The 13,277-nt window shown below is 50.7% G+C and carries 7 protein-coding genes; 6 read left to right on the top strand and 1 reads right to left on the bottom strand.

Annotated elements, in window-relative coordinates; genetic code table 11:
* The first annotated feature begins 47 nt into the window (after positions 1–47).
* Positions 48–1,610, top strand: coding sequence for a DEAD/DEAH box helicase (locus tag BUA17_RS11375; RefSeq protein WP_072733674.1), 1,563 nt, complete (start codon positions 48–50; stop codon positions 1,608–1,610).
* 235 nt (positions 1,611–1,845) lie between these two features.
* Here the strand turns inward: BUA17_RS11375 and BUA17_RS11370 are convergent, their stop codons facing one another.
* The gene (locus BUA17_RS11370) at positions 1,846–2,778 is read right to left on the bottom strand and encodes a hypothetical protein (protein ID WP_072733673.1); all 933 of its coding nucleotides are present in this window, start codon (positions 2,776–2,778) and stop codon (positions 1,846–1,848) included.
* A 435-nt stretch (positions 2,779–3,213) separates the two neighbouring features.
* Between BUA17_RS11370 and BUA17_RS11365 the strand changes: the two genes are divergently transcribed.
* The 5 genes from BUA17_RS11365 to BUA17_RS11345 all read left to right on the top strand — a co-directional run bounded on the left by BUA17_RS11365 (position 3,214) and on the right by BUA17_RS11345 (position 13,268).
* Positions 3,214–5,007, top strand: a complete 1,794-nt coding sequence (locus tag BUA17_RS11365) for a vWA domain-containing protein (RefSeq protein WP_072733672.1) — start codon at positions 3,214–3,216, stop codon at positions 5,005–5,007.
* A gap of 238 nt (positions 5,008–5,245) precedes the next feature.
* Positions 5,246–8,635, top strand: coding sequence for a tubulin-like doman-containing protein (locus BUA17_RS11360; RefSeq protein WP_072733671.1), 3,390 nt, complete (start codon positions 5,246–5,248; stop codon positions 8,633–8,635).
* Between the two features lies 1 nt (position 8,636).
* Entirely contained in the window at positions 8,637–11,168 is a 2,532-nt protein-coding gene (locus BUA17_RS11355; RefSeq protein ID WP_083584674.1) for a transcription initiation factor TFIID, read from the top strand.
* A gap of 148 nt (positions 11,169–11,316) precedes the next feature.
* A complete protein-coding gene (locus BUA17_RS11350) occupies positions 11,317–12,600 on the top strand; it encodes a vWA domain-containing protein (protein ID WP_072733670.1) in 1,284 nt (427 codons plus the stop codon).
* A 20-nt stretch (positions 12,601–12,620) separates the two neighbouring features.
* The gene (locus BUA17_RS11345; protein ID WP_063566907.1) at positions 12,621–13,268 is read left to right on the top strand and encodes a hypothetical protein; all 648 of its coding nucleotides are present in this window, start codon (positions 12,621–12,623) and stop codon (positions 13,266–13,268) included.
* The last annotated feature ends 9 nt before the right edge of the window (positions 13,269–13,277 follow it).

Genomic DNA, 13,277 nt, shown 5'->3' with positions numbered 1-13,277 from the left:
CAATTATGAAATGGACTTATCTAAATGAATATACAGAGGTGTAACGATTGGCAAACTTTGAACAACTGGGCATTCGCCCGGAATGGTGCGAGATCCTGAAACATCAGGGCATCGCCGTGCCGACTCCGGTACAGGAGCGTTCGATTCCGGTATTGCTGGGTGGGCGTGATATTATTGCTGAGGCACAGACGGGTACAGGGAAAACACTGGCTTTTTTGCTGCCGATTATTCAGAAAATTAATGTATCCGACCGCTCGCCGCAAGCACTGATTATTGCCCCTACGCGGGAGCTGGCGCTGCAAATTACGGAAGAAGCGAAGAAGCTGACTGCAAACGACGATAAGCTGCATGTTCTCGCGGTATACGGCGGACAAGATGTGGACAAACAGCTGCGCAAGCTGCAAAACGGCACACAGATCGTGATTGGTACGCCGGGACGTCTCCTGGACCATCTGCGTCGTGGCACGTTGAAGCTGGATAATGTTAAGAAACTTGTGCTGGATGAAGCCGACCAAATGCTGCACATGGGCTTCCTGGATGATGTTGAGACCATCCTTAGTGAACTGCCACACAAACGTCAGACAATGCTGTTCTCGGCAACGATGCCGAAAGGCATTCGCAACCTGGCGAAGAACTACATGAAAGACCCGGAGGATGTGAAGGTATCCTCCAAGTCCGTGATTCCGATCAATCAGATTCGCCAGCAGGTGCTGGAGTGCACGGATCGTGGCAAACTTGAGGCACTTCGCGGCATGATTGATACGTATCGCCCGTACCTGGCAATTGTTTTCTGCCGGACCAAGCGCCGTGCATCCAAGCTGAATGAAGATCTGCGTGAAGCAGGTTATGCGAGCGATGAACTTCATGGTGATTTGTCTCAATCCAAGCGTGAGAACGTAATGAAAGCATTCCGCGACGCGAAATTGCAAATCCTCGTTGCTACGGATGTTGCGGCACGCGGACTGGATGTTGAAGGCGTAACGCATGTATTCAACTACGATATGCCGCATGATGCGGAAAGCTATATCCACCGGATCGGCCGTACGGGTCGTGCTGGCGGCACGGGTCTTGCCGTGACATTTGCAACACAGCACGACAGACCGGAGCTTGCTCGTATTGAGGAAGGCACCAATCAGAAGCTGTCCCGTATCCAGTGGACAAGTGAAGGTCCGCTAGCATCAACTGGAGCAAATAGACGTTCTATCAACAGTCAGGGTGATGAAGAACGTTCTGGCGGACGCTCCGCTGGGACAGGCAGTGCCCGTCGCGGCGCAGGTCGTACCGGCCGCAGCGAAGGCGGACGTGGCGGTCGTGGTGGTTCCCGTGGCGGCGAAGGTGGACGCAGCGGTGGTCGTAGTGGCGGCCGCAGTGGCGACGAGCGCAGCGCAGGCCGTGGTTCCGCGCGCAGCAGCAGCGACAGCAGTCGCGGTGCAGCGGGTCAAGGCGGGCGTGGTGCAGGTCGCAGCGGCGATGAGCGCAGCAGCGGCTGGGGCGGCCGTAGCGCCGACAAGCGCAGCTCCGGGCGCAGCAGTGAAGGTTCACGCCGACCGGACTCCGCAGGACGTGGGCCAGCCAAGAGCGACCGCCGCGATTCTCGTCGCGGGCGTTAATAACGATAAAACCTATGGCAAGTAGTCTGGAAGAACGCCATACATTTTCCAAACATCAAAACACCTCATCCTAGACCTAAGGATGGGGTGTTTTTTCGTCGAAGCTTATATGATAAAAACTATACAATGTCACGCGTGAATCCAGTATGCATGCAGGGGTAAACGAATTTTGGTTCGTCTATATACAGGGATTGAGTTTGCACTAATTTACATTTCGAGTCCATATACATCAGCTCTATACACGAATATCTGCGTACGAATCCCGATATTTCTCGTTATACACCCGACCAACCGACTCCGCCAGACCACCGCGTGCCTTACCAGGATAGAGCTCCAGAGTTCGATAGAGTCTCATAAACCGATCTTTGGGCATAAAGCGCGCGTAGCGGGTAATAAGACTTGGGAACAACTCAATATATTTACTCTTGCGTACAGCAGCGGCGGCTACAGCCGTCAGAATCTGAATCCCGTTGTGCAGTTGCAAAATATTCACTTCGTACGTGGCGATATACCGGATCGCATCTTCACGGACCAATTCGGGCTTCAGCCGTGCGATTTCACCGATATATTCAGCAAGCAGCCGCTCGAAGCTGTGCAGCAGCAGCGGTTTGAGCTGCAGGTCCATATCACTTCGCAGCACGAAGGATTGCAGCAGCGCAACCTGCTGCAGACGAATCCGGTCGTTATAGACGAGTGAACCGATCTCCCTGAGCATTTCATAGGCTAGCGCTTCATCCTGCTTGCGTGCTTCTGCGACAAGAGCCCAATTTCGGTTAATGCCTTGGCGAATCGCTTCTTCATCCTGACGCAGCATGCGTTTAAGTTCACGCTGCTGTTCCACTTGGAAGGATCGCTTTTGCATGAAGATCAATCCAGCCAGAAGCAGCAGGGAGACACTGGCCGCCGCCATCGTTTGGTCTATGGTTTCACCAAAATAAGTGGCCGCTGCACCAAGGATTACCGTAATGAACAAGTCGCGTGCAATCCGACGTTTGACGCGGGAAGAGGAGCGTTCTTCCACTGTGGCAGGGGTGCCGCGTCCACAGGCAGTACAGTGATCTTCCCACAGGCAGGTATACTGGCCACACCGCTTGCAGACACGCAACTTTTGAAATGCATGCGTTGTTCTTATAAAAGGTTTGATGGATACAACTTGTTTATTGCTCATGCTCAATCACACTCGCCATTCAGAATAGTGTAGAGGGTTCGATCGGCATCTTCCCGGGAAACGGGTTTGCGCCGATGAAGCAGGAAAGCAATCACCTTTATAATGACAAAAAGAAACAATATGGCGAGGCATCCGTATGTAACCATAATCCGTTCCTTTCTAGGCATAGTTAAAATATGCGTAGTTATAATGTTTACTGATCGAGCGTCGTTATATTGCAGTTTGCTGGCAATAACTATATCATATTTCCATAGTTGGAACTTTTGTGCCAGCTACTGACATGAATTCGTCGATTTTTGTCAGTCATTACAAAACTGTAACTGAAGATAGGGGTGCTTTTCAGAATTTATTAGTAGACTGTTAAGATTTCCTTAAGGCTTGACGCCTATAATAAACTATTCCCATTTTAATCTCAAACGTGAAGGAGTACACCCAATGCTGCGGACAAGCAAAATACGCTGGCTCAGCGGAACTCTGGTTCTGCTGGCATTTCTAACGCTGCTGCTACCTCAGGCGTTGCTGCCACATGCTGCAGCGGCTCAGGCACAGACAAGCGGAATCGATGCGGTACTTGTAGCCGATGTAAGTAATTCAATGAATACAAGTGACCGTGACAAGATCAGCAATGAAGCCATGAAAATGTTTATTGATATGCTGCCGGTCCAGGGGGACAAGGTAGGGATTGTCGCTTACACCGATCAGGTGGAGCGGGAAAAGGCATTGCTGGAGATTCAGTCCGATGCGGACAAGAGCAGCCTGAAAGATTTTATTGATCAGCTCGGCCGAGGGCCATATACCGATATCTCTGTCGGAGTGGCTGAAGCGGTGAATGTGCTGAACCATGGGGCAGACGCATCTCACTCGCCAATGATCGTGCTGCTGGCTGATGGCAACAACGATTTTAACAAAACCAAAGGTCGCACCCAGTCTCAATCCGATGCGGATCTGGCAAAGGCCGTCAAAGAAGCACAGGATCAGGGGATTCCCGTCTATACGATCGGGCTGAACGCAGACGGCAAACTGAACAAGGACGCACTTGCAGATCTGGCTCAGCAGACCGGAGGCAAGTCTTTTATCACAGATACACCGGATGATCTGCCACAGATTCTGAGTGAAATTTTCGCCGATCATGCCAAACTGAATGTCGTGAAGCTGCCCTCCATTACAGGAAACGGCAGTTATCAGGAAGTTACCGTGAACGTACCGAACGACAGTGTACTTGAAGCCAACATCTCGATTATGTCTTCAAAACAAGTCCAGATTGAATTAACCGATCCTTCAGGCAAGGCCGTAGATCTAAACTCTGACGTAGCCAAGCTTTCCACTTCCAAGAGTTATTCCTTGGTGAAGCTGCTCAAGCCTCAGGAAGGCGACTGGAAACTTCGGGTAAAAGGGGCTCCGAAAGACAGCATCGATATCAACCTGTTGTTCAACTATGATCTCCAGCTCGTTGTGGACCCAATTAAGACCAAGTCCTATACGAAGGGTGACAAAGTCGATCTGACCGCCAAGCTGGAGAATGGAGGGCAGCCTCTGCAGGATAATGATCTGTATGCCGATATGAAGGCGACGTTGGTCGTAAACGATCAGGATACAGGCAAAAGCACAGAACAGCCGCTCGAAAACACGGGCTCCGGGTTCACCGGAACGTTTGAAGTGCCGGACAAACATAACTACGAGCTTGTTATCCGTGCAGAAGAAGACAGCTTCTACCGGGAAAGTGCTCCAATTACGATCAATGCGGGCGGAGCAGCCGGTAGCGGAACTCAGCCAACGACACCTGCGGGCGAGCAGGACAAGCCGTTTCCATGGATGCCTGTTATTTTGGGCGTGATCGCCTTGATCGTGGTAGCTGTGGGTGTCTGGTTCCTGCTAGGCTGGCTGAAACGCAAAAACCGTGGATTTGTCGGACAGATGGTTGTCGAAATTCGCGATGAGAATACCGGGGACAAGTCGTACCCGCAATATAAAAAGCTGGCATCCTTCCGGGGTAGATTCCATCTGCACCAGCTGTTACAGCTGGACCCTGAATTGAAGGAAACCGAGAAATATGTATTTACGCCCAGCAATGGGGATCGAATTATAATCCGTAACACCGCTGGCGGAACGTTGGAGAAATCCGGCCGTACCGTTGATGCAAGCTCAGGCGTTGAACTGAAGAACGGTGACCGACTGAGCATTCCGCTGCAACAGGCGGACAAAACGATTTTAATTGAGTATCTGGTGTAATTTGATTATTTGGTTTAAAAGGAATGCATTTTAATTTGGATATAATTGTTTACACGAGAACGGAGAGGACAGAGAAAACCTGAAGAAGCGAAGCGTTCGCCTTTATCCCCGGATTTTCACTTTGTAAAAGTGAATTGAAAAAATCTGGGGATAACAGCGATCGGAAGGTTACTCTGTCATCGGAGTGGCAAGTGTAATGAGTTTTAGCCCAACTGGTTTAAATAAGGGAGGACTTGGAATGAAACCGATTGTTAGAGAACATATTCAGCAACTGGATGTATCGCTTGGCGGAGGGATTGTCAGTGAGAAAATCAGAGTCGATACGATTGATAACCCGATTCTGATTATCGGTCTTGGAGGAACAGGTATTGATGCGCTGTTGCGCCTTAAATACCAGATTAACCGACGTTTCAAGCTGCCACAGGACCCGGTATCCAAGAAAAAAATGGATAAACCGTCCAACGTGGAATTTCTTGCTTTTGAAACGAACGAACAGGATCGCGCCAAGAAGTATAAAGGCATCGGACTTGATCCAATTAATGAATTTGTATTGCTGTCCAATGCCGAGATTGGTGGATTGCTTCAGAACCGCAGCGTATTGGAGCCGTATATTACGGACTGGCTGTCTCCAGAGCTGAGCATCACCGATGGCATGAACGGCGCCGCAGGTGTGCGTCAGGCTGGACGCCTGCTGCTGTTCACGAAGATTAACCAAGTCGTGCAGGCAATCGACAAAAAGATCAAAACATTATCTGTAGGCACGAACAAAAAACTGATGGTGTTCCTGCTGACCGGTCTTTCCGGAGGTACGGGCAGTGGTTGCTTCCTCGATATTTCCTATATCGTGCGCGGGATTATCGAACGTGATCACGGCTCTGCCGGGATTGACCGCGTGAACACGCTGGGATATCTGTTCACCCCAGACGTGAACCTATCCAACAAAAGCTTGAGTGAACACACTCGTGAGTACATCCGCAAGAATGGATACGCTGCGCTCAAGGAATTGGATTATTGGATGAACGTGGACAGCCGGGGTGAGCGTTTCTCCCAAAAATACGGCAACATTCTGACGGTGAATTCACCGCTACCACCGTTCAACCTGTGTCATCTGATTTCTGCTACCAATACGGAAGGCAAATTACTGGAGAATGCTTATGATTACTGCATGAACGTCACCGCCGAGAACATCACCAACTTTATGGCGAGTGAGGAAAAGCAATCCGGCGAGGAGTTTGCCATCCACGATTATATCAGCAACATTCGCACGAACATTGCTCAGATGAACAAAGCCTATCCGGCCAACTATGATTACAACATTATCGGTGCATCCTCGGCGGTACTACCGATTGAAGAAATGACGACTTATCTGGCTTACCGCATGTTCGACAAAATGAACACCATGTTCTCCAAAGCACCGAACCAGGAGGATACCGAGAAGTTTGCCCGCAAGCTGGGCATTGATCTCGAAAGTGTGGTCAAGTCCTTCGAAGCCCGTGTGCCGGAGCCGCTGCCAGGTTACCAGAACAGTGAGCGTCTGTCCTATGGCAATGTGGTGAAATCACAGGTCGTGAACATGGACACCGAACTGGAGCAGAACTTCCTGGCTCGTGCCCGTGAAGAATATATCAAGGCGAAGAAGCAACTGCCGGGAGAAATTGCGGGTCAGTTCACCGAACAGATCCGGCGTATGTTTTTGCATCCCGAACAGGGTCCGTTCTATGTCTCCCGTCTGATCTACACGGAAAAAGGCTTCTGTGTACTGAAGATGATTCAGTCGTACATTGAAACCCTGCGTGAGAATGCCTTCCGCATTCCGCGTGACATTGAGGCCTCTCAGGAGCAGTCCGAAGAGAAGCTGGGCGATGCGAAGAGTGCTTTCGTCTCCAAAGAGAAGAAGAAGAATGCTTATATTGAAGCAAAAATTCATGAGTACTGGCTGCATGCCGATGTGGAACGCAATGATCAGATGATTGAGTTCTACGAAGACCTGTACGAATTGCTGAACCAGGAGAACAGCCGCATTTATAACGTATTTACTGAAACGCTGAACGCACTCAGCTCGATCTTCTCCAAAAACGGGGATATCCTGACACGCGGCGAAGAACAGTCTGATCACAAAGGCAACAAAACGTATTACTGGAACGTTGTAAGTGTGCCGGATATCGTCAGTGTGGTGGATGGACTGCTGGACAAGCGCGATACGGATGATCTGATCCGCGACTTCTCGCGTGAATTGCTGGAGAACTCCAGCCAGTGGGTGAAAGAAAACGAGATCGATATCGTCAGCTCCATCTCTGATTTCCTGACTGAGAAGTTCGGCGATCTGATTACCCGCTCGATGGAGGACTTCCTGGTTATCAAATATGGACAGGACGAGTCTGTCGAGAAATTCGTGGAACGTTTCATTGCAGGCAAACTGGATGATGAGGCGGTTCCGGTGTTCAATCTGAGCAACAGCACAGGCAGTCTGCATTTCCCATCCTGGGGATTCGTATCGGTGCCAGCACAGGCGCCGGGCATTCTGAGAGGGATTCGCAACTATCAGAACAATGCGGTGGGCAAATCCCATTTTACCGTTAAGGAAAGTGAAGTGCGCAACCGGATCTTCTGGCTGAACACTCGCAACGGGGTACCACTGTTTGTGTACACACCACTCAAAGTATATGAGGAAAGTTATGAACGTACCATTTTGGACAAAGAAGGTATCGGACGCCATCTGGTGCAAACCGAAAAGAATAACTGGACCTATCTGCCGTCGCCAATTCCAGAAAAGTCATGGGGAGATGTGTACGAGAACGCCCGGGTCAAGCAGTACAATGCCCGTGTACGTACCGAATTCGAGCAGGCGCTCGGATACAACATTGTGATAGCCAAATCCATTGATGAGAATACAAGCAACCGCTATGCAATTGTGACAACGGAACCGTTTGACTTGTCTGCTAAGCTGGGTGTCTACGACATGCGCCTCACGTCCACCACGCCGAACCTGGGTGAAGTGAAGCGGGCAGTTATTGAATTGAAACGCCTGCAATCCGAAGGATTGCCACGGGTGTCGGTGAAGGACATTTTCGGAAGTATTAATGAAGATATGGCCAAAGAAAACCTGGTGCGTTCCCCGCAGCTGATCGCACGGGTACGTGAAGAACTGGCGAAGATGAACGCTATCTTAGCCAAAGTCGCCGAGTTGGAAGGCATTCTCGCCCAGCATCAGGACGAGGAGCAGTGGTATGACCGCTTCATCGAAGCACTATACACCGATACCATCGTGAAGAAAGGCGCGCTGTACGTCTATGACCGTGATCCGGAAGAAGACGCGTGGGAGCCGTTTGCGAACCTGATGAAGAGCCGTAACTTTGCCGAATATGAAGTGTTTGGCAACTTCCGTGGACTCGCGGAGAAGGATCGCAGCACATTGCTGCGCAAAGCGTCCCGCCGTGATAACGACCTGACCGCTTCTGAAGATATCACGCCACTGCTTACGAAGTTGGATGATCTGGCTGCATTGTTCATGGAATCCCGTGATCGTCTGGAATACGAGCGAGTAGAACTGGCGAACGGGGAAGACATCTACCAGTTCTACAGAACGATGTCATCGAAACTGAATGACATTCGCAGAAGGCTGAAGTAAGATGGCGGCCGGGATGGAGTTCAGCTCGAACAATGCTCTGAAGCGCAATCTGGAGAAGTATGCAGCACAGTATGCAACAGAGCAGGAGCGTCAAGGCAGCCTGGGTGATGGTCGAAGCAGCATCCATTACCCCGCGTTGTTCTTGTTCGTGGGTGACCAGGTCGCTCCGGCAGTGTCTGCTGTCCAGGAAATCAACCGGCTGAAGTGGGATAACGGAGAAGGCGTAGTCTATGTACAGATTGGAACGGAAAATCAGGAGCATGCCCGACATCGTGACCATGACACCGCGCAAACGAAGCATGACCATTACAGCGATGGTGCTCATTCAGGATATGCGCGTGTTAACGGCGGGAGTGATGCAAGGAATGGCAGCACTTCTGATGATGGTCAGGTGACCCGTCACGTGCTTCCCTTGTCCACCATACAGACAGATCGACCATCCAAAACGCTTCGCAAGGATGTGCATCGCAGTTTCCACGATTCAGATCAGGCACTCTTTGGTCTGAATCGTACCTTGCGGCGGGTGAGTAATCGTATTGCCGAATACGGACGCCTATATTCATCGTTCGATCGAATCTACGTGACCGTTGTGACCAGGGCAGATGATCCATTGAATGTATTGTTGCCGGAGCTTACCAAGCTGACCGAGACGATACTGGCTCAATCCTTCAAGTCGGTACAGACCGATTTGCATGTGCTAGTCAGCGAGATGGAGCAGGTCGATTCCTTTGGATATGCAAGCGCAGCGGGACTCGCTTTTCTGCGGGAACTGGATTACATGCAGGGGCTGGACTATACGTTCAGTGGCAATCTGCTGGTTACGGAGGACGGTATCTCCATTCCGGTTGTACATCCCGCTTCTCCGTTATTCGATCTCGTATATATTTTGTCAGACAAAAACGAGCGGGGAACTGGCGTACCCGGCGGGTGGATCGAAAATGCCGAGATCATCTGCCGAATCTGTCTGCTCAAGAATCGGAAGCAGGATGCAGATAGCTCTGGTTCCGTATCAAGCACGGGGGCCAACACGTATAACAATACGTCGTTCAAAAATAACATTCGTACGACCTCGGATCAGCATGGTTATGCCAGTGCAGGTTTTGCCGAGATTAGACGGCCGAACAAACCCATTGCACTCGCGGTGTTGTATCACCTGTATCGTTATTTGCTTGAACGGATGCGGCAGGAACCCGAGTGGAGCATCAAGGACAAGCTCGCCTTTTTCGGACTGGATGGGGCTTCGGTAGAACGTAAAGTGGAAGGGATTCTTCCCGATGAGGATCTGGTGAGCGGCATGAGCGGCATAATGACGCATAACGTCAGCTTCACCGATCTGAAGCCGCTCTCGCTGCGTGAAGCGGAGAGAGCATTGTTCGGGCAGGGGGCAGAGGTGTATTTCCGTGATAATGTGGTCCGTCTTGCGGAGGAACGAGTACGTCAGCGCAGCACAGAAGGTTCCCTTCGTCGTAAGGCTGAGCAATCGCGCACGGAGCATCCTGAGGTTGGCTATTTTCAGTGGGCTGCCTGGAGTGACAATGGGTTCGGCAGCGTGCGTGAGGCTTTGCTTGGACTGATTCGTGATAAATCGGTGCAACTTGAATCCGCACGTGCCTTGCTGGAGCAGCTTCAGCAGGAGCGGGTAGAGGATCAGTCGTTCAAACGGGCGTTGTTCCGTGACAAACAGAACGTGCGCAACCTGATCGATTGTTTACTGGAGCGTGTGTATGTGCCCAAAGTTGAATTGCTGCGCCTGGAGAATGAATTGCAGCTGCTTCGTGTCTACGACACAGAGATGGAACAACTGCATACGTTCAGCCGGAGTGTAACGGAGACACTTGCAACGCTGGAACGTGTTTTGCGTGAGACAGCGGTAGAGAGCATAGCGGCTGCAGATGAATATATCGGTCAGAACGTAATGGAGTATTACGGCAAAGTGACGGAAGCGCTGATTGCAGATTTGGAGGCAAAGCGTGGACGGGATGTCTGGTTTGAGGACCGCCATATGGGGGATATGAACGGGCTTGCCACAGAAGGAAACGAGCGACTCCTGCAACGTCTGATGGAGGTATGTCATGTGATGCTGCTTACAGCAGAACCGCTCCGGGTACCTTTCGAAGAAGAATTGCTGTTGCGGGCGAATGTTACAATTACCTATGGGGACAAAAATGTACTGACCCGTGATGATCTGTTCCGCCGATTGTATCGCACACTGGAGGAGCAGGCGGTCGTTCGGGTAAGAGTATTCGACTATACGCAGGAACATCGTTATGAAGAAAAATATTTCTTTGGTGATCACCATAGTGCCTTCATGGACTACGCGGCGTATGCCGAAGAAACGTCACGGATCTATAAGCTGGGTGTGGTATATGAAGAACGAAGCAGTGGTGTGGAGAAGCTGAATCTGATGGGGGGCTTCCATCTGGAAGACCTGATGGTGTATCGCAATGGTCGGGTGTATTACGATTCGTATACAGAGAATGGTTATGAGCTCCATCCCTCCGATCTGGCCGAGAAGCTGTCACCCATGCGTTAAAACATAAGGCTGTATCTTATATGGACGGAAGGGAGGTACAGATCGATCCATCTGTTTCCGTCCAGTACATTATACGTTCATTTTTCATCAACCCATCTTGTATTAATTCAGCCGTTCATCGGCTGTTTTGGAAAGGATGCATGCAAACATGCAGCGAAAAATCAATCTTCTCCTGGTCCTGTTCAGCCTGATTGGCGGAGCTGTGGGCTTTGCGGCTGGAGAAATCATGCTGCGTCAGTGGCTCGGGGAAATGCCCCGTCTATTGCTGATGGGATTATACTTTGGCGTGTTGGCGCTTAGCGTGGGATTATTCTGTTTACTCGCAGAGATGATCTCGCCAAAGCTGAACGGAGCTTCCTGGAAGCTGCGATATCTGGGACTATCCTGGAAACTGCTTGTTCCGGCAACGCTGGCGCTATTGTTTGTCGTCGGACTTGCCCTGCAATTGCTGTATCAGATTAACCCAGGCGGTGTGAAGCAAGTCAAGGATATCGTGCTGATGATCGATAACTCGGGCAGTATGAGTAAGACAGACCCAGATAACGGTCGCTTTGAAGCGGCCAAAACACTGATTAGCCAAATGGAAAGCGATAAACAGGTGGCGGTGATTACCTTTGATGATCAACCCGAGCTGCTTCAGCCGTTCACCCCGTTGGACAGCGAAGCTGCCAAAAATGAGGTGTACAGCAAAATTGATGGCATCGTGACGACCTCGGGCGGAACTAATTTCGATGCAGTGCTGCGGGAAGCGATGGAGCAGATTAAGGGCAAACAGGACCCGAAACGCGGAACGGTAGCGATTCTGCTATCCGATGGATTCAGTGATGCAGACACATCCGGCATTTTGTCTGAGTATGCAAATGAACAGATCGCCGTCAATACGGTGGGGCTGAGTCTGGTGGACCCTTCCGGAACCGACTTGCTGCGTCATATCGCACAGCAGACGGGCGGTATGTACTATGATGTACCAGATTCCGGTGGACTTAATCTGGCATTCCAGCAAATTTACGATACGATTGATGAACGAACGCTGGTGACCGAACGTACAGGCATGATGGAGCACAGTACGTATCTGGCTATTTTCCGAGTGGCTGTCTTACTGTTGATTGGTGTCGCGCTGGGCGTGTCGCTCGGACTTGTATTCGATAACCGTCATCTCGCACTCAGTTTCGGAATTGGTGGTGCCGTGTCTGGTTTATTGGCCGGACTTCTGCTCGAATGGGGACTGGACGGATCAACGGTTGGTGATACATTTGTAAGATTCGGAGCGATGCTCATCTTATCTGGTGTGTTAACCCTGTTCAGCTGGATTATTCCGATCAAGGAGAATACACCGCGGAAGACGCGTGGGCGTCGCGATGCTGGTGGAGGAACCAATTCGGTGGAAGGATTCGGTCAGCGGGCAAGAGATTCGCGCAGCAAAGGATTTTGACGTCTGGAGGTAGGCGATAGATGCGTTTTACGGATGCAGACCCTTCAGCGCCCCTGATTCGCAGACTGACACTTGCAGTGGACGAGAGCCAGTGTACACTTCGCTGGCTCTGGCCAGAGAGCGTGGAAGCTGTATATGTTGAACGGCTGGAGCTCGATATGATGGGTGATGATCGTACCGAGGAACAGGCTGCACAGGGCAAGCTGAAGTTATACACAAAAGAAGAATATAAGGCGAGCAATGGATATATGGATCGAATCACGGGTTTTGGTGCAATTCGTTATACAGTGTATGTGTGTCAGATGCAGGAGGACGGGCCAGTTCTGGTGCGTCAGCGTGATGGAGACAACACGGTAGTTGCCAGTGCAGGCAAGGCGGATATTCGCTTTTCGATCCGATACAAGAGCGGTTTTTTTCAGAAACGAAAAAGTGTACTGATGACCGTTACAACGGAAGCACCTGTTCCGAAGGAGGCACTCTGTTATGTCCGCAAACAAGGTGGGGTTCCGTTGAATAAGGAAGATGGCACGGTGTACCCTTTTGTGAGTGATTTTGCTCCCGGGAGAAATGAGATGCCACCGGTTGAGGTAGCCAAGGACGATTACGTGAGGCTATTCTTCACGGACGGACCAAAGTATGGAGCCGCCTATAGGCTTATATCAGACTAGATAGTTAGG

This window comes from Paenibacillus sp. ov031 (assembly GCF_900143165.1).
Classification (GTDB): domain Bacteria; phylum Bacillota; class Bacilli; order Paenibacillales; family Paenibacillaceae; genus Paenibacillus; species Paenibacillus marchantiae.
The sequence above is the reverse complement of the archived record's forward strand: the minus strand, read 5'-3'. Positions and strand labels throughout refer to the sequence as shown.